The sequence below is a fragment of the Methanobrevibacter sp. genome (assembly GCF_045586545.1).
Taxonomy (GTDB): Archaea; Methanobacteriota; Methanobacteria; order Methanobacteriales; family Methanobacteriaceae; genus Methanocatella.
In genome coordinates this window covers 16,244-36,829 of sequence record NZ_JAZNAN010000024.1, presented here as the reverse complement: position 1 = coordinate 36,829, position 20,586 = coordinate 16,244, and the positions used below count along the sequence as shown (strand labels likewise).

Annotated in this window: 12 protein-coding genes; 10 read left to right on the top strand and 2 right to left on the bottom strand. The window is 34.7% G+C overall.

All coding sequences use genetic code 11. From position 1 onward, the window contains the following. From ACKI3D_RS02040 to ACKI3D_RS02025, 4 genes are all read left to right on the top strand, one after another. A partial coding sequence (locus ACKI3D_RS02040; RefSeq protein WP_407391865.1) for a hypothetical protein occupies positions 1-447 on the top strand: 447 nt, incomplete at its 5' end. Positions 448-456: 9 nt separating this feature from the next. Further along, positions 457-1,530, top strand: coding sequence for a precorrin-3B C(17)-methyltransferase (cobJ, locus tag ACKI3D_RS02035; protein WP_407391863.1), 1,074 nt, complete (start codon positions 457-459; stop codon positions 1,528-1,530). Between the two features lie 11 nt (positions 1,531-1,541). Further along, positions 1,542-2,144, top strand: coding sequence for a potassium channel family protein (locus tag ACKI3D_RS02030; protein WP_407391861.1), 603 nt, complete (start codon positions 1,542-1,544; stop codon positions 2,142-2,144). A 31-nt stretch (positions 2,145-2,175) separates the two neighbouring features. Next, positions 2,176-3,438, top strand: coding sequence for a magnesium transporter (locus ACKI3D_RS02025; protein WP_407391867.1), 1,263 nt, complete (start codon positions 2,176-2,178; stop codon positions 3,436-3,438). On the opposite strand, the gene ACKI3D_RS02020 is transcribed toward ACKI3D_RS02025, so the two are convergent. Then, positions 3,435-4,301, bottom strand: coding sequence for a hypothetical protein (locus ACKI3D_RS02020; protein ID WP_407391859.1), 867 nt, complete (start codon positions 4,299-4,301; stop codon positions 3,435-3,437). The two genes, ACKI3D_RS02025 and ACKI3D_RS02020, sit on opposite strands and share 4 nt — an antisense overlap. Beyond that, positions 4,291-5,241, bottom strand: a complete 951-nt coding sequence (locus ACKI3D_RS02015) for a hypothetical protein (protein ID WP_407391857.1) — start codon at positions 5,239-5,241, stop codon at positions 4,291-4,293. Before ACKI3D_RS02015 ends, ACKI3D_RS02020 begins: the two co-directional genes overlap by 11 nt. Positions 5,242-5,413: 172 nt before the next feature. Between ACKI3D_RS02015 and ACKI3D_RS02010 the strand changes: the two genes are divergently transcribed. The 6 genes from ACKI3D_RS02010 (at position 5,414) to ACKI3D_RS01985 (ending at position 20,473) form a co-directional block, all read left to right on the top strand. Further along, positions 5,414-5,812, top strand: coding sequence for a Zn-ribbon domain-containing OB-fold protein (locus ACKI3D_RS02010; protein ID WP_407391855.1), 399 nt, complete (start codon positions 5,414-5,416; stop codon positions 5,810-5,812). Next, positions 5,784-6,698 (top strand): sirohydrochlorin nickelochelatase, encoded by a 915-nt coding sequence (gene cfbA / locus ACKI3D_RS02005; protein WP_407391853.1) that lies wholly within the window; start codon positions 5,784-5,786, stop codon positions 6,696-6,698. The genes ACKI3D_RS02010 and cfbA (ACKI3D_RS02005) overlap by 29 nt, the downstream gene beginning before the upstream one ends. A gap of 96 nt (positions 6,699-6,794) precedes the next feature. Next, positions 6,795-7,280 carry a sirohydrochlorin nickelochelatase gene (gene cfbA / locus ACKI3D_RS02000; protein ID WP_407391851.1) on the top strand — a complete coding sequence of 162 codons (486 nt, stop codon included), beginning with the start codon at positions 6,795-6,797 and terminating at the stop codon, positions 7,278-7,280. Between the two features lie 92 nt (positions 7,281-7,372). After that, complete coding sequence (thiL, locus tag ACKI3D_RS01995; RefSeq protein WP_407391849.1) at positions 7,373-8,296, top strand: thiamine-phosphate kinase; 924 nt, start codon at positions 7,373-7,375, stop codon at positions 8,294-8,296. Next, positions 8,283-9,152 (top strand): AmmeMemoRadiSam system radical SAM enzyme, encoded by an 870-nt coding sequence (gene amrS / locus ACKI3D_RS01990; protein ID WP_407391847.1) that lies wholly within the window; start codon positions 8,283-8,285, stop codon positions 9,150-9,152. Before thiL ends, amrS begins: the two co-directional genes overlap by 14 nt. Positions 9,153-9,337: 185 nt before the next feature. Then, positions 9,338-20,473 (top strand): Ig-like domain repeat protein, encoded by an 11,136-nt coding sequence (locus ACKI3D_RS01985; protein ID WP_407391845.1) that lies wholly within the window; start codon positions 9,338-9,340, stop codon positions 20,471-20,473. Positions 20,474-20,586 lie beyond the last annotated feature (113 nt).

Sequence of the window (20,586 nt, the reverse complement as noted above, 5' to 3'; positions counted from 1 at the left end):
TTTTTTGAAGTAGGTCTTTTCAGTTCATATACAATAGTGACTTCTGAAGCTCCTAACATTCAAGGGTTGATTGACATGCAAGTTGATAAGATAACTTCATTTTTTAACCCCGAAAAAGTTAATGAAGTACTTGTTAAGGACCCAACTCCAATAAATATTTCTAATAAAAAAGATGTAGCAATGAAAATGGAAGAACTATCGAAAGTTGATGGAGTAAATGTTGATTCAATGAACATTACTACCTATGATGATACTGATAATGAAAACATAACCGTTAGCATGGAAGCTTTAGGTTACGCATCACCTAATTCAACTTCAGGTCAAATCGTCATTAGCCAAGAACCGTCTTATAAGGTAATTGCTTCCGCTGATGCTTCCTATAAAGGCAATGGATATAGGGTTAATACAGATTCAATGGTTATAACTTCAGTTTTAAAATTATTTTAGTGGTTGAAAATGATTTATGTAATAGGTATAGGTCAAAATAGAGAGAACATGACTTTGGGAGCTATAAAAGCTATTGAAGAGTCTGATGTTATTATTGGCTATAAGAGATACATCGAACAAATCGAAGATTTGATCGGTGAGAAGGAAATTGTCAAAAAAGGAATGGGCGATGAGATAGCTAGGGCCGAATTTGCAATTCAGCAAAGCCAGGAAGGCAAGACAGTTGCACTGATTAGTTCAGGAGATCCTGGAGTCTTCGGAATGGCCAATGTTTTATATCAAATCGTCAGCAAATATGATGATGTTGAAATTAAGGTTTATCCTGGAGTGTCTGCACTAAATTATGCTTCATCTCATTTAGGAGCACCTTTACACGATTTTGCTGCTATTAGCTTAAGTAATATTTTAACTCCACTTTCAGAAATAGAAAAAAAATTAAAACACGCTCTTGAAGCTAATTTAATTGTAGCTATTTATAATCCTATAAGCAAAACTCGTAAGGAGCCTTTCAGGAGATTCAAGAAATGTGTACTTGACATTAAAGGCGAGGATGCTTTAATAGGTATTGTAGACAGTACTTTTGAGCCTCCAAAAGCAACAATTGTTAAAGCTAAAGATTTAACTGAAGATATTGTCAACATGTCCTGTACATTAATTGTTGGAAATGATATAACTTATGAGCAGGATGGAAAGCTCGTAACTCCAAGAGGATATGTAATTAGGTCTAAAATCCATGAATTATCACAAAATCATTATGAAAAATTCTTAAATGGCGAAGTTGTCCATGGACCAAATCGTGAATGTGAATTTTATCCATGTCACCACGAAGGTCAATATTGCGACTTCTGTTATTGTCCATTTTATCCATGTGGGGATTCAACAACAGGTGGAAGTTGGATTAAAGGTAAAGGCGTTTGGAACTGTAAGGAATGTCATTGGTTACATACAAAAGAAGCAGTTGAATGTTTAAGAGAGCCTTTAGAGAATATTTTAGAAGAAGTTGAAGATTTAAAAACAAAGAAAAAAACATTATTGAAACTTAGAAAAGCATGTTTATTGAATGTTAATCCAAATGATCTTTAGGGGAATTTGAATTGTCGATTAAAAATTTATTAATAGAAATGAAAAACATGTCGGAACTTATGGTCGATTTAGCTTATTCAGCTGTATTGTTTAATAGTAAAACTGCAGCAGAAGAAGTAATTACATTAGAAAATGAAGTTAATGCAATGAACTATGAAATTAAAAAGGAATCATTGGTTGCGGCACGTTCATATGAGGATGCTGAAAAATTAACAGCACTTCTCGAAATTGCTGAAGCTACAGAAAGTATGGCAAACGCCGCAAAAGATTTAGCTGATTTAGTTATTACTGGATTTAAACCACATCCAGTATTTAAAATGGTAATGGAAGAATCTGATAAAAGCATTGTTAGAGTTACCATTGATGAATCATCAGAATTAGCAAATAATACTTTAGGAGATTTGCTTTTAGTTAACCGTACTGGTATGAGAGTAATTGCTATTAGACGTGGAGTATCATGGATTTATGGTCCAGATAAACGCACCATGCTTTTACCGGGCGATACATTAATTTTAAAAGGAACAGACGAAGGCGCAGATTTGCTTGAAAAATTAGCTGCAGGTACTTGTTCCTTAGAGGACATTCCAGAAGAATTAGAAGAAGAATTAGACTGAGTGATAAAAATGATAAGGGGTAGTGATACGTGTGAAAGACCAACAGAAGAGGATTCGCAGTTCACTATCTACTCAAGCGTTTTCTGATTTTTATCATGAGCACGATTATATTATTAAAGAAGGTTTGATTGCTCTTTGTATTTGTGCAATCGGAGATTTAATTGCCGGTATTATTTTAGGCAAGATGACATTTTTCCTTGAAACATTTCCGGGTTTGTTAGTTGTCATTCCTGGAGCTATTGGTATGAGAGGAAATATATTTGGATCATTTGCATCAAGATTGTCTACCAGCTTACACATCGGTTTGATTTCTCCAAAATTCAAGTTTTCAGAGGATTTAAACAACAATATCTTTTCTTCATTTGTTTTAACCCTTGTCTTATCAATATTTTTAGGAATTGTAGCAAAGATATTCTGTATTTTATTAAATTCCTCATCAATGAGCATAATTGATTTTATATTGATCTGTACTATTGCAGGATTGATTTCTAACTTGATAATGCTTCCAATTACAATGCTTGTTTCATTTAAAAGTTTCGAACATGGTTGGGATCCTGACAATATAACAAGCCCGATTATTGCTGCATTTGGAGATTTATTCACTTTACCTGCAATCATAGCATCAGTCTTTATATTGAAGGCTTTAGATTTTAATTTCATCGTTAAAGATGTTGTTCTTGTAGTGATATTAATCTCTGTTTTGCTAAGCTTCATTTACTGTTATAAATTATCTGATGAAACAAAAACCATTTTAAGACAATCTACACCAATTTTGCTTTTATGCTCCTTTTTAGGAGGTTCTGCAGGTGGAATTTTAAACAGTTCAGTTGAAACATTGCTTACAAATCCTAGCTTATTAACATTAATTCCGCTATTTTCAGGAGAAAGCGGAAGTTTGATTAGTATTTTAGGTGCAAGGTTATCATCAGGCCTTCACTCAGGGTTAGTGGAACCATTATCCAAACCGGAAGGTGAAGCATTACACAACTTTGGAATATGTTTTATTTTAGCTATTATTGTGTTCCCGTTAATTGGAATATTAGCCGAATCTTCATCAAGAGTATTTGAAACAGTCGGCGTAGGATTTGATAGAATTATTTCAATCAGTACCATATCAGGCTTAATTTTGGTTGCAATAATGGTCATTGTCGTTTATTACATTTCAACTATCTCATACAATCATAATTTAGACCCTGATAATATTGTAATTCCAATTTCAACAAGTGTAACAGATTCAATTTCCAGTTTGATTTTGATTTCAGTTTCTTTGCTATTGTTGGGTGCTTTAATCTAATACCAGGCCTTTAAGACAAATTGACAATCATTCGTTCTAAAATAGTCGTAGGTTAATTTATTTCGATTGAAATCTTTGGGAACGCCAACCAGCAATGCTTTAGCTTTTGGTTCATCTAGATGAATGAAGACAACAGCACTAGTATCATCATAAAAACTTATTTTATTGTTTATGAGGATTTTGTTGGAAGATGTTGTTTGCCAGGCTTTAGGCTTAACTACTCTTGTTGTGTCAACCAGGAATTTCAGCTTGTATTTCTTGCTGTCATCGATTAAAAGATAATAATCTGACTTTTCTAGATTTCCTTTAAAGATTTTAAAGTAGTTGCAGCTGTATTCTCCTTGATCATGGCCATGATTGCATTTTCCATCACTTTGAAAATCCTTAATAACATATTTTTTGTAAAAATCACATTTCACCAATCTATTAACAGAGTAAACATCATTTGGTTCTTTATTGGAACCTATCTTTACACTTGAAATACTACTCTTCAGTGGAATCAACTCAATGGAGCTTTTGATTTTTGAGTTGAATAGTTTCTTATCGACTAGATTTTTATAGTTTTTACCAAGTACTGTAAATTTTTCCCATGAAAGACTGTTTGGAATAACTTGACCTTCTTCATTTATTATTCCAAGGCCAGGAGTTCCTTTTTTTATTTCAGGCCAGTTTTCAGGCTCGCCGGGATTATTTATTAAGTTATCCGCAACTTCAGAGATTAACATTTCAATGTTTTCATCTTTTTGCGATTCAATAATTTTATCCGTTGCGTTTTCGAATGATGTTAATGTTATCCCAATAATTAGAATGGAGATTATCAAAATTATGCCCAGCTCTATTGTTGCACTTCCTTTACTGTCCATCTTCAACCAACCCGTATTTTTTTCTATGAGATGAATCCAAAATTAAGCTGTTAATATCATCAGGATTTATTTTTTCACCATTGTAATGGTCGGCAAATACAACATGATCACTGCAGGATAAGGATTCATTTTTAAGAGGGGTATGTGTTTGAATAAAGACTTCAAATCCATAATGGGGACATTTTCCTTTGCCTTCGAGCCGGCACAGATAACAGCTTCCATCTGCACTTTCATGAAAATAGCCATTTTTTAGACAATCATCTAGGACTCCAGGGTCTCCATGATGGGTATAGGGGTCATATGGACATTTTCTTATTGTTAATGGTGCAGTCGCTTCTATATAGGATTCTGGGGAGTCTAAATTATGCAAAAGCATATAAGCCGATAGGGCAGTTTTATAGTGATATGTATCATCGTATGTCAAGATTCCAGAAAGCACAGTCAGTTTGGCTATTGGCAACGGATCCCTTAAACCTTCAACCGATGCGTTTCTTTCAACAATTTTAGAAAATTCCTCATTATCTTTTTTAATATTTAATTTAACTTTAAGCAATATTTTCCATGGCGAATCAGTATTTTCTACAGATAAAACTTGTGATGTTATTTTTGCTCCGTATTTTTCTTCATATTCCTCATTTTTTTCATCCAAAATTTTATTTAGGTTTTTCATGATTTGGTCTTCACTGTTGAGTATAGGGATTCCATTGAAAACCTTTTGGGTTGCTTGACTTATAGCTTCACGGCCAAGAACCTCTAAATTGGCACTATAGTCATCAACAACGTATTTAAAGTTATCATTAGTTTCAGAATCAATATTTTCATTTTCAATGTAATTTATTGTTGTTATAACAAAAATACAAATCAACAACAATGTTGCAACTAAAATAGCGGTTGTACCAGCTATTATATTTCCTTTTGAGTCTAATCTTTTCTTTTTCATTTTTAAAAATTTAACTTGAAATTTATAAATTTATTTTGCAACTGCGACTTTATGATTTTGCACAATTCTGTAATAACTTTTTTAAAAATTTAGTAAAATAGTAATAAAAAAAATACTTATTTATATTATTTAGAATATATTATACATATTAGAAAATATATGGAGGATTCACATGTCAGATACTGTAAGAACATGGCGTCATATACAACAAAGATACAATCTTATAGGTTCCAAATGTAACACTTGTGGCGAATTATTTTTCCCATCTCGTGTAGTTTGTCCTAACTGTAGGAGAAAAGGAGACCTTGAACCTTTCCAATTTTCAGGAAAAGGAAAAATATATACTTATTCAATAATCAGATCAGCACCTGATGACTTTAAAAAAGCAGCCCCTTATGCAGTGGCTGTAATTGAGCTTGAAGAAGGTGCAAAATTAACTTCACAATTAGTAGATTGCGATGTTGATGATATCGAAATCGGTGACGATGTAGAAATGGTATTTAGAAGAATAAGAGAAGATGGAAAAGACGGAGTTATCTCTTATGGATATAAATTCAAAGTTATCAAATAATGTTGGTGTTATTTTAGTAAGCCACGGAAGCACATTGCCTTTTGCTGAAGAGGTCTTCACTGAAATAAAAGAAAAATTTATCAAAAAAACAGGTTTAGCAGCTGAAATAGGTTACATGAAAGTATCAGAACCTACTATTGCAGGAGCCGTTGAAATATTAAAGGAAGAAGTCGATGATTTGGATAAGATTATTGCTCTTCCAGTATTTTTAGCTCCAGGAATTCATACCAATATTGACATTCCACAACTGTTAGGTTTAGATCCTTTGGAAGTTGATCCAAGATGTCCTGATGGAAATTATCCGCCTGAACATTATTTATCAATAGCTGATGATGTTGATTTTGATGGTGAAATAATATTATTGGATTCAATTGGACCAAGAGATGAACTGTTGGATATTATTGATAAAAGAATTTCCGAAGCTTTGGCAGAATCCAAATTGGGAGATGTTAAAACTGGAGTATTGCTTGTAACTCATGGTTCAAGACTAAACTATAATAAGGAATTTGCAACCGCATTATACGATAAATTTGAAAAAACTTGCGAATTACCATCAAGTTTTGGATTTATGGAATTATGCGGTCCAAGCATTCCGGAATCTATTAACAAATTAGTAGAGGAAAATGACTTGGAAAGGTTGGTAGTTGTTCCGGTCTTTATTGCTCCTGGAATGCACACAACTCATGATATTCCACACATTTTAGGATTCCTAGAAGAGCATGAACATGAGCACTCACATTCTCATGACCATGACCATGGCGATCATGACCATGTGCATGACTTGACTCCAGTGGAATTCGATGGGGAAATTCTCTATCCTGAGCCAATCAAAGCGGATGACATTTTAATAGATATTTTAGCTAGCATGGTAGATGAAAAATTATAAATTTTTCATATATTTTTTTGAAAAATTTTTTTCTCAAGATAACTTAAAGGAATTTAACTTAAAAATTAATTAAAAATTATTAATGGATGATAAAATATGACTGAAAAAACAGGAATTTTACTTTTAAGCCACGGTTCAAGATTAGACGATGGTGAAGAAGTAATTAAAGCTTACAAAGAAATGTATCAAGAAGAATTTCCGGACATGCCAGTAGAATATGGTTTTATGGAAATCAGAAAACCAGGTATACCTGAGACAATTAAAAAATTAAGCACAGAAAACGATTTGGAAAAAATCATTGTTGTACCAGTATTTGTTGCACATGGACTCCATACAAAAAGGGACATACCTGGATTACTCGGTATAGAAAGCGATTATGAGGCAGAAGAAGGTCATCATCACCACCATCATCACGACCACGATGACCATGATGATCATGACCACGGACATCATCATCACCACCATCATGACCATGATGAAGAGCCTGTCGAATTCGATGGTGAAATCGTTTTAACCGACCCTCTCGGAATTGACAAAAGAATGTATGAAATCATTAAAGACAGAGTTTCAGAACACTTATAGTTCTGAACTATTTTATTTTTTTTAATTTTCTATTTACAAAATAATTTCTTTTTTCTAAAATTTTATTTATTTTAAAATCTATACTATTTATCATGACCCTTAAAGTCTCTGATATTGGTGAGAAGGAATTAGTTAAATACATAATTTCAAATTCAAAGGACATTACTCCTGATGATACTGCTGTTACTCCATTAAACGGTTCAAATTTAATTTCAACCTGCGACATGCTTATTCAGTCCCGACATTTTCCGCAAAACATGTCCTATTTTGACATGGGATTTAAGGCCGTAACTGTCAATGTAAGTGATCTTGCCGCTATGGGAGCTGAGCCATTGGGGTTTTTACTTGCAATTGCAATGCCTAAGGAGCTGAAATTAGATGATTTTAAAGAAATACTTGATGGAGTCTTGAAGGCCTGTGACTATTATGAAATTCCGTTGATTGGAGGAGATACAAACGAAGCATCTGAAATTATAATCACAGGAACTGCATTAGGACTCGCCGATAAGCCTTTAATGAAGGACACTTACCAAAATGGGGATTTAATAGCTATTACAGGTGATATTGGTCTTGCGGCTTTAGGCTTTAACTTTGATTCTTTTGATAACATTTACGTAAAGCAGGCTCTAGAACCGAAGGCAAGAATCAAAGAGGGTTTGATTTTAAAGGATTTTGCAACCTCTGCAACCGATATTACAGACGGGCTTGCCAGTGAGTTATATGAGATTAAAAAAGACGGCCTTGGATTCATGATTCATGAAAAACTGTTAAACGTTTCAGATGAATATAAAGAATTGGCCAGTAAGCTCAACCTGGACTACTTGGATTTAATTTTACATGTTGGAGAGGATTTTGAATTATTGTTTACTATTAAAAAAGATGATTTAGAAAAACTACCGATTGATTGCAAGGTAATTGGAGAAGTTAATGATTCTGACGTTATTGAATTAACGTTGGAAAATGGATTTGTTGAAAGAATAAAGAATAAAGGCTATGAACATTATGTTAGTGAGTAGTGAATTTTATAAGAAGAGCTCTAAGACACAAAAGATTAGATGTGAAATTTGCGCTAATTATTGCAAAATTGCCGATGGTCATGTCGGAGTCTGCAGACAGCACAAAAACATCAACGGTGAGCTGTTCGATGAATCATATGGAATCATATCCTCTTTAAGTCCTGATCCTGTTGAAAAGAAGCCTTTGAATAAGTTTTTACCGGGCACATTTACATATTCAATTGGCGGTTTTGGATGCAATATGAAATGCCTGCATTGTCAGAACTACTCTATTTCTCAGGAATATGATTATTCAAGGGGGATTAAGGTCACGCCTGAATTCATCATCGAAAATGCGCTTAATTATAATTGCAAATCGATTGCTTGGACTTATAACGAGCCTACTATACATTTGCCTTTCTCCAAGAAGACTTCTTTATTGGCTCGCCAAAAAAACTTGAAGGTAATCTATGTCAGCAATGGATATTACTCAGACAAATCTCTTGAGGAAGTCTTGACTTTTGTCGATGCGTTTAACATAGATTTGAAATCAATGTCTAAAGATTTTTACAAAAAAGTCTGCGGTGCAGATTTGAATATTGTTTTAGACAATTTGAAAAGAATTTACGATGAAGGCAAGCATTTGGAAATAACAAACCTAATCATCAATGATTATAATGATTCAATTGAGGAAATAGATCAATTATGCGATTTTGTTGTCAGTGAATTAGGTAAAGATGTACCACTTCATTTTTCAAGAGCCTTTCCTCACTATAAAATGGATGATATTTCCCCTACAAGGCCTGAAATTTTGTTTAAGGCTCGTGAAATTGCATTAGATAAAGGGATTGTAGATGTTTATTTAGGAAATATTTAATTGCATTCTAAATTAATCATCTACCATTATTAAATCCCTATATAATTTTTTTACTCTATTTTTTTAAAATTTTTAAATTTTTATTTTTATTAATATATATTGATAATTATTAAATATTACTTTAATAATAATTTATATCATATTCAAGATTTATTGAATTGTATTAAATTTTACTTGGTGAGTTTGTGAAGATAAATAAATTCATACTAGTTAGCATGGTTTTGCTAGCTATCTTATTTGTTGGGGTCGCAAGTGCGGCCGAAGATATAGGTGCAGCCACAGATGATGTGGCTGTAGATAGTGCAGACTACCAACTTAGTCTGTCGGATGATGAAATAACTACGGATGGTGGTGAACTGGAAACATCCAGTGATATTGCTATCAGTAGTGATGTAAACGAAACTTCGAATGAAAAGCTTGGAGTGTCTAATGAAGATGTTCTAGGTGATGATGATGATTTTATTCTTACTCCTCAAAGTTTTCAGGAGTTGGGATTAAATTCTAATTTGATCAGTGGAAGCTATAAGTTTGAAGGAGTCTTTGACGGTGATGAGTTTTTCCCATACTTCAGTTTTGATGAAGGATGTCGTGTAGATGCAAGTGAAGCCACATTCATCAATATGGGTATAATTCTAAATGGAGACGTTCAAATTAACGGTTTAACAATGATTGCTTCAAGGTATGTTGAAGATGAAGAATTCGGTCAAGCAAATGGTGCATTGATATATGTAACCAATGACGACAATATTCTTAATGGCCTAACCGTTCAATATGCTCCTGATCAAGATTATGACGTATATGGAATAGTATTTGACCAAGCCAATAATTTCCAATTGTTAAATTCTATAATCAACTTCACTGGACCTAACTATGGCGACTATTATGAGTATGCAATGAAAATTGACAATTGTCAAGGTACCAATCTTGTTCAGGGAAATACCATTATAGCAAATCTTCCGATTCTTGCTGTTGATTATAGTGCGGGTGATCCTGGACTTGACACAGATAGGGTATTGAATACAGGAATTAGAGATTCATCAGTAGATGTTATTAATAATAAGTTCTATGCTAATGTAATTGGCAGTGATAATAATTACCCTACCTTGGATTGCGTAATGCTTGAACGTTGTGATGGTGTAAATATTATTGGCAATACATTCAATGAAACCGATTTTATCACTCCTGAAGGTGAGCCAAATTACTTGAATGTATTGGACATGTATTACTCAGATAATGTCTTAGTGCAAGGAAATAAAATCAGTGTTGAAACTACTGGCGGAAGCGAAAACTCTGGAACCGCTTATCCAATTCAGTTAACAGGACCATATGAAAACGTTGTAATCGATGGAAATGATTTATACGCACACTGTGGCGGTCCTGCATTAGGAATCTTCTCACAGAATTATTACGGGGACACAGAAATATTGGTTCAAAACAACAATATTGATATAACTGGTCTTCCAACTTCCAATTCCTGGGGATTGGTTTCAGGTATTGAGCTTCAAGACACTTATGCTCGCGTATACAACAATGACATTAAAACAAAATCAATTACAGGTTATGTTTTAGATGGAATGAACATTTATGGAATAAGCTATGCACAATACTTAAATGACAATCATAATTATGACATTGAAGGAAATACCATTGAAACCGAGGGCAAATATACAATTTACTTGTTAAAAGCGCAAGATACAACAGTAACTAATAATTATTTGGTATCTCATTATGCTGAAGGTGATGATACAGTATTTATTCAACAGCAAGAGGGAAATACTGATGTATTCGATAATCATGGACGTGGAAACTTCTATGTTTCTCCTTATGGGGATGATAGTAATCCAGGTAGTGAAGAGGAACCTCTTCAAACTATCGAATGTGCTTTGGAAAATGTTCCTGCTGGATGTAAAATCTACCTTTTAGAAGGAAACCATTATTTGGATCATAATCTTGAAATTGATAAAGCAGTTTCAATAATTGGTAAAAGTCCGGATGATACTATTGTAAGTTTGGAAAATGGAAACACTATTAATGTTTTAGATGTAAACTTTGAAAAAATAGCTATTGAAAATATTCAATTTGTAGAAATGCCTGAATCTGAAGTTATACATATTGCAGGTAATTTTAACAATTTCAACATTGAGAATTGTGTTTTTAATGTAGATGGTTATTCTGGAATACAAATGATTGTAGAAGGAAACGGTAATTTCAATTTCAATAATAATGTTTTCAATATTAATGTTAATGATAATGACCTTTCTTTAATCGATATTGGTGGTCCAATCAACGCTGAAATCCACAATAATATCTTTAATTCTCTAGCAGCTATTGATAATGCTGGAGAAGGTACAGTTAATGTAAATGGAAACTATTGGGGAACAAATAGCTTTGCAGATATTAATAATCATAATTTAGTATTGGAAAACATCGTAATAGCTGATGTTACTGTTAACGCAACTGAAATCATGGCTGGTGAAAGTGCAACAGTCACCGTTGACTTCAATAAACTTCAAGATTCAAACGGTGCCGTAACCACTCAACATGAATTGATACCTGATGCAATCACCGTTTCATTTGATGCCAACGGTCAATTCAGTGAAAGTAGCGTGCCAATTGAAAACGGCGTTGCAACAACAACATACACAGACACTACTGGTCAAAATGATGAAATAGTCGTTTCCATGCCAAAACAGGAAATTAGAAAAGAAATTGAAGTAATCACTTTAGGTGGAGATGTTGAAATAAACGTTACTGATACTTGGATTAATTATTCAAATGATGTTATTGCTGCTTTACCTGTTTCAAGTGGTACTGCAACCATTAAAGTGAATGGGAGAACTGTAGCTACACCTAGCTTCAATAATGGAAGATTGACATATACAATTCAGGCTAGTGATATAAGCTCAGGCGTAAACACTGTTGAAGTTTCATGTAATGGCGGAAGCGGTCAAAAGACATTCACTGCATACGATTATGATGGTGTAGTAACTGCTGAAACATTCTTTAATTATTTCAACAGATCAAACAGTAACAGATTATGTGAACATGTACCAAATGGTGCTGTTTTAGACTTCCAAGGTAGTTTTATCAGTACTTCTTCTGTAAGCTACATCATGGAAATCAACAAACCTGTTAATATGGTTTCAACCACCAAAGATGCATACATTAATTTAAATACTATTGCTCAAGGAATGAGCGGTGAAAACCCTGGTGACAGATTCACTGTAAGCTATGGTGGTTCAGGATCAAACATCAGTGACATTTCATTCTACAATTCCCAATTATGGTTCTACAATACACATAATTTAACTATTAATAACATGACTTCTATTGTGGATGGTCGTGAAATCGGTTCTGGTGTTGGTGTTGTAGCATTCAGAGCTAATTCATCACATATCAATGTTAAAAACTCCTATTTCTCAACTAAAGATAATGGAGGTCACTCTAACTTTGTACTGACTAATGCACATCATATCAATGTTGATAATTGTACCATTAAAGGTGAAGGAAATGTTGGAAACTTGATTTACTTGAACTTCTATAACATGGAAGGCTTTGAGAACATGTACCTGCCACAAATCCTGCAATTAGTCAAACAAGGAAAATTGGAAATCAATGATCATAATACTTTCACTAATTGTAAAATTTACGGTCCTGAAACAGCTTCAGGAATTTGTTACTTATACCAAGAACAAAGTAGTGGTTATAATGTTCTTGAAAACAATACAATCGTCTATAGTGGTGTTGGAGTGAACATTGGTTCCAATGGTATCGTTAAAGGCAATAATATTACCGGTGGATGTGGCATTAGTGCCGCTTCAGGCGCACAGGTAATCAATAACAATGTTTCTGGAAAAGTAACCGCAAGCGGTTCTAATGTAATTACAGGAAATAGGATTATCACTACAGAAAATTATGCAATAGACCTTGGAAGCTCAAAAAACAATGAAGTACATGACAATTATTTGGTTAGCAGCAAAGGAAAAGGAGATGCAGCCATTAATCTGGGTTCAGGCACTGGAAATGTTGTAGAAAATAACGGCCCTACTGGTGTTGACATTGCTTTAACTGTTGAAAAGACCAATTTCTGGCTACCTAACACTAATACAGTAACAGTAACAACAGATGCAACTGGAGCTATTGAAATTAAAGTAAACGGCAAAACCGTCGCTACACAAGATGTTGATAATGGTGAAGTTGTTTATACTCTTACCACAAGTGATATGAAAGCAGGAGAAAACACCGTTACAGCAATATATCAGGATGCTGAAGCTAGTGAAACATTCTATGTATATGGTCTTGTAACAAATGAAACATTCGATGATTACTTTGATGAAACAAATTCCGGCCGTATAAAGGATTGGGTTCCTGAAGGAGCTGTTTTAGACTTCCAAGGAAAGTTCTTTAGTTCCTCTGATAGGTCATTTGTAATGGAAATAAACAAACCTGTAAACATCATCTCAACCACTAAAGATGTTTTGATTGATTTGAATACTACTGCCGGTTCTTTAATGGGAGATAATCCAGGCAACCGTTTCACAGTAAGCAATGGCGGTTCCGGTTCAAACATCTCTGATTTGAACTTCCACAATACACAGATATGGGTATATAATGCTCATCATGTTGTTTTAGACCATATCAGCAATGTGATTGAAGATCAAAGAGTAGGTTCCGGTGTAGGGGCTACTTCAATTAGAGCTAACTCAACTTATGTAACAGTTAAAAACAGTTACTTCTACACTAGAGATAATGGCGGTTCCTCATCCTTGGTAATGGCTTGGGCTGATTACTGCACATTCCAGAACAACACAATTGAAGTTGAAGGCAATGTAGGTAACTTGATTTACTTGACCACCTACAATGTGGATATTCCTGCAGATACTATAGTAAATCACCACAACAACATAACAGATAACACCGTTCGCCGTTTGGACGGTCAATCTGCAGCTATCTGTTGGGGTATTGTAATTGGTGGTCCATACAACCTTATTCAAAATAACACAATTTATTATGCTGGTGGTACTGGTATTACTGGACAGTATGGTGGTGGTTCAGGCAATGGAGTAGGTAATGTTTATATAGGCAACAAATTGTATAATGCTGCAATGTCCACTTTACCAGATGCAATCGTTAGTGATAATTATATAGACGGTTCTTCCTTGACTGTTGCAGCGGGTAGTGAAGCTTATAATAACACTCTTACTACCGGTACTTTAACTGCTACTGATACATATGTTCATGATAATACTGTCAACACTATTGTTTTAAATGGTGATAATTCACGTATTTCTGGTGATATTAATAATTTACAAGTAAGTAATAATCTAAATATTAGTGATTTATCTATAACCGGTACTTTAACATTTAGAGGATCTAATTCAATTGCATCAAATGTAACAGTAAATAATGTTATATTTGGTGAAAGTAGGTCCAACAAAGCTACTAATTGTCAATTAATTGATTCTGAAATTACTGGAACTGTTACTTTCACTCAAAGGGCATCTGAAGGTAATTCTTTAATTGGTAACAATCTTACTCAAACAGTCGTATTACAAGGAGTGAATGATATTGTCTATCAAAACAACATAATTACAACAAACAATTATGCAGTCGATGCTACTAGTTCACGTGCAAGTGGAAACAATATTTCTGATAACTATTTAATAAGCAATGGTAAAAAAGGTAATGCGGCTGTAACCTATGCAAGTGGTAAAGACCACATTGTTGAAAATAACGGTCCAGATTTAGCTCTTGATGATATTAGTGATGTATTGATGGGTAGTGATAACGTTATTCCTGTAACCCTTTTACCGACTTTCAGAAATACTACCTTGACTGTTAAAGTAAATGATAATGTAATTAATGAAACCGAAGCTGGTGGAGAAGTAAATCAAATCGTAAAAGCCAGCGATTTGGTTTTAGGCGAAAACACTGTTGAAGTAAGCGCTTATGGAATTACAAAAACAGCTACTTTCAATGTATTTGAAATCTTGATTGATGTAACTAATGAAATCACTTTAGGTGATGACAATAGTGCAACCATTACAATTGCCGGTGAGACAGGAACAGTTTCCATCAAACTAAACGGTGAAGAAATTGCTACTCCTGAATTAAGCAGCGGTTCTGTAACCCAAACTATTTCAGCCAGCGACATTGTTCTTGGAGAAAACACTGTTGAAGTTACCTACAACGGCTTTACAAACTCAACCACTTTCACAGCCGTTCAAAACGTGGAAATTAATATTGATGTTGAAAACGATGAAATTTGGTTAGGAGATGAAAATTCAGTGACTATTTCAATCACTGGAGCTACCGGTACAGTTTCCATCAAATTGAATGGTGAGGAAATTGCTACTCCTGAATTAAGCAGTGGTTCTGTAACCCAAACAATTTCTGCTTCAGACATTATTGCTGGTGAAAACACAGTTGAAGTTACATTCAATGGATTTACAAACTCAACAACATTCACTGCACAAGGCAATGTTGTAACCCCTGAAAACTTTGACAAGTTCTTCTCTGATGACGGTGAGTTGAAAGATGAAGTTCCATTTGATGAATTGGTCTTTAAAGGAGAATTTGATGATGCTATTGTTGAAGAGCTACTGATTACTCAACCATTATCAATCACCGGTGATGGTGCAGTATTAAGCAACATTCGCATTTTCATTTCATCAGATGACGTCAAATTGGATAATTTAACAATTACAGCCGATACTTCTGTAGGAATTTTAATTCATGTTGAAGGAAGCAATGTTGATTTGACCAATTTAGATGTCAGCTATTCTGCTGATGCTGATGAAGCTGTTGCAATTGATATTCAAGACTGTAATAATGTTAATTTATTAAACAGCACAATATTCTTCGAAAGTCATGTAATTGATGATACACAACTTTCAGTTGGAATTCAAGCAGTAAATACTGGAAATGTTGTAATGGATAGAAATAACATTACTACCAAATTACCTTGCGTATATGTAATGACTTATGATGACGATTATTACTTGATGGGTTCCAATAATGTAAACCCAGTAAGACTTAAAGACTGTAATAATCTTAAATTCACAAACAACAATGTAAATTCAACTACCAACGACTATACAGCAGATTTCCCTACAATTCAATCAATCTACATTATTGGATGTTCCGATTCATTAATTGATCACAATAACATCTCAATGATTGATGAGTTGACTCCTGCTGGAATGGATAATTACCTTTATGGAATCGACTTTGGACACAATAGTAATGTAACATTCTCATATAACAATTTCAACATGTCTACCAGTGGAGGCCTAGACCAACATGGTACTGCATATGCATTCCAAGGTGTTGAATCAGATGTAATCATTAGAGGAAACAACATTACAAGTATTTCAAATGGTCCGAACTTAGGTATTTATGTTGCAAGTATGTTTGGTGAAACTTCCGAACTGTTAATTGAGGACAACTTCATTAATGTAACTGGTTCCGCTTCTCCAAGCGGTAACTGGGCATTAGTATCCGGTATTGAAATCCAAAACGGTAATGCAAAAATCTACAATAACACCATTTACACTCAGAATGTCATTGACTTTGAAGAAGGCGCATACATTTATGGTATAAGTTATGCTCAATGGATGTATGGAGACCGTTCATTTGATATTCAAAACAACACAATCTACACTGAAGGGGCATACACAATTTCTGTAATTAACTCAACCAGTCTTTATGTTGATGGAAACACATTATATGCTCGCGAATTATCTGGTGACGATTCAATCGATCCTGGTGTAACTGCAGATGTAAACATTGGCAAAAACTTGCCTCCAAAACCTGACATCATAATCGAGGTTGATGATTGCCTGGTTGATGAGGACAATAGGGTCAATATCACTGTTGTAGGTGCAACAGGTAATGTGACCATTAAAGTAAATGGTAATGTTGTTGCTTCCGAACAGGCTTTGGTTGACGGCACATTCAACTACACAATTGCTGCCAGTGACATTGTTGCCGGTGAAAACACAATTGAAGTAATCTACAACGGTTTAGGAAAAGAGCTATTGCCTAATACCAATTCCACAACATTTAATGTAAGTAAATTAGACAATGCGATTACTGTTGATGATTCCTTATCTGTTGATGTTGATGATAATGTTGATGTTGGTGCCAGTTTCACTGATGTTGACAGTGTCGTTACTTATGTGATTGCTGATGAGTCTGTTGCTACTGTTGATGATGCTGGTGTTGTTACTGGTGTTAAAGGCGGTTCAACTACTTTGACCATTACTGTTGCTGAATCTGGTAAATATAAAGCTAATAGTACTAACGTTTCTGTGACAGTTAATAAGTTAGATGCCACTATTACTGTTTCTGATAGTTTATCTGTTGATGTTGATGGTACTGTTGATGTTGGCGCTACTAGTGATAGTGATGGTGCTTTGTCTTATGCTTCTAATGATACTAGCGTTGCTACTGTTTCTGATGCTGGTGTCGTTACCGGTGTTAAAGGCGGTAAGGCTAAAGTCACTGTCAGCGTTCCTGAAACTGAAAGGTATAATGCTCAATCTGTTGATGTTATTGTAACAGTTAATAAGTTGGATGCCACTATTACTGTTTCTGATAGTTTATCTGTTGATGTTGATGGTACTGTTGATGTTGGCGCTACTACTGACAGTGATGGTGCTTTGTCTTATGTGATTGCTGATACCAGTGTTGCTACTGTTTCTGATGCTGGTGTTGTTACTGGTGTTAAAGGCGGTTCCACTACTTTGACTGTCAGCGTTCCTGAGACTGAAAGGTATAATGCTCAATCTGTTGATGTTGCCGTGACAGTAAATAAATTAAAAGAAGAAATCAGCATTAATGTTGGCGAAGCCATAATAGGTCAAGATACCCTCGTAAACGTATCAATTCCTGGAGCTACCGGCAACGTCACTGTTATTGTTGATGGCAAAAAACAGGATATTCCATTGGAAAACGGCAATGCGAATTACACTATTGAAAACATTACTGCCGGCGACCACAGCATCGTTGTTGTATACTTTGGAGATGACAATAATGATCCTGCAGTAGGAACAGCTACAGTATCTGTTGACAAATTGACTCCAAACGTTTCAATCTCTCCAATTGATGTAAAATATGTTGGAGATGAAATTGTAATCACTGTAACTAATGACACTACCGTTAGCGTAACAATCAACGGTAAGGACTACACATTATCCGAAGGTGCCATAACCATTCCAAACGGTTTGGCTGCCGGCGAATACATTGTTGTAGCAACCGCCGCTGAAACCGACAAGTACCATGCAAACAGTGATAATGCAACATTCAATGTAGTTAAATATGCTTCTGAAGTGAATGTAACAGTTAAAGCAGGTAATGCCGGTGAAAAATCAATCATTGAATTCAATGTAACCGAAGGTACTACCGGTACTGTTGTCATTGATGTCAACGGAACCAAATACACTGTTGATGTTGCTGATGGCAAACTGGAAGTTGTTTTAGATGCTGGCAGTTACACTATTGCTGCTGCCTACAGCGGTGACGAAAAGTACAATGCTAGTGAATCCACTGCAGAAACTCTTGTTGTTGAAGCTAAAAAGGCTGCCAATATCGATATTGAAATAACTCCGGATGACGTAAAAGTTGGAGAAAACATTACCATTAAAATTACAGCTGACACTGACGCTAAATTAATTGTAACCATCAATGGTGAAGTTCAAGAGATTCCTTCAGCTAACGGTCCTAATGGAATGTCATTAATCAATATCCTAAGAACAGACAATAATGTTCAATTAACATACGCAATTACTGAAGCAGGAATATACAATGTAACTGTTGCAGCTGGTGAAACTCCAGATTACACTGCCCAAACAGTAACCAAAGTATTCGAAGCAAACAAGAAAGATGCAGTATTAAACATTACTCCAATAACTGCAGAAATCGGTGACATCATAACTATTACTGTTGAAAATGAAACCGACGGTGCTTTAACCATAAAAGTAAACGGCGAAGAAGTAACTGGCGAATACGAAATCACAAAAGCCGGTACATACACTGTTGTCGTCGAAAGCGCTGCAACAGAAGCATACAACAAAGGATTTGCAACCTACACATTTGAAGTTGCCGAACCTGAAAACGTTACTGTTGTTGTCGATGGTAAAGAATACAATGCCACTGTTAAAAATGGTACAATAACCGTTGATACTGATATGGATGATTTGATTGAGAATTTAACTGGTAAGGTTGAGAATTTAACTGCTGAGTTAGGTAATGCTACTGAGAAGATTGCTGATTTAACTGGTCAATTGAGTGATGCTCAGGCTAATGCTACTAAGTTGGCTGAGGATCTTGCTGATGCTAATGCTAAGGTTGAGAATTTAACTGCTGAGTTAGGTAATGCTACTGAGAAGATTGCTGGTTTAACTGATGAGTTGGCTGATGCTAATGCTAAGGTTGATAATTTAACTGCTGAGTTGGTTGATGCTAATCAAACAATTGCTGATTTAATTCGTCAGTTAGAAGAAGCTTTGGCTAATAAGACTAAAACTGTTGTTGTGGATGGTGTTGAGTATCCTATTGAGTATGTGAATGGTACTGCTACTGTTGATACTAATGCTACTGCTCCTGAGTTGCCTTCTACTGTTGTTGTGGATGGTAAAGAGTACCCAGCTGAAGTAGTTGATGGAAAACTTGTTGTTAAAACCAACGCTACCGAACCTGTTGTAAAAGAAAGGTTAGGAACTGTCATTACAGCTGAGGACTTCACACAATACTGCTGTGACTATTATGCTGGTGAACGTGGAGGATACTTCGTAGGTTTACTCACAGACTCCAACGGAAACCCATTGGTCAACAAGACTGTACAAATCGGTTATAACGGCCTTAACTTCAACAGAACAACCAACGAAACAGGACACTTCGCTTTACAAATCGGATTACAAAATGCTGGATTATACACATTCGGTATGGCTTACCTTGACGACAATGACTACAATGCCTCATTCCTTGTAAGAGGAATTACCATTGTCAAAAAACCAACTAGCATCGTTGCTAAAAATGCAAAATTCAAAGCAAGTAAGAAAACCAAAAAATTGACCGTAAAACTTAAAACAATTGTTGGATCAGCAATTGACGGTAAAGTCTACCTCAAAGAAGGTAAAAAACTAACCCTAAAAGTCAACGGCGTAACTTACAAAGCAAAAACAAATGCCAAAGGCAAAGCAACCTTTAAAATCACAAAACTGAACAAAAAAGGTAAGTACAAAGCGAAAATCAAATTTGCAGGCGACACATACGTCTACAAAAAATCCAGTAAAAAAATAAAAATAACAGTTAAATAGAAGAGTAAACACACTCTTCTAACTTTTTCTTTTTAAAAAATTTCAGATTTATAAGTTTCCTTATACATTATATAAAATTAATTTAGTATTTTTTTCTAAAGGAATTATATAAT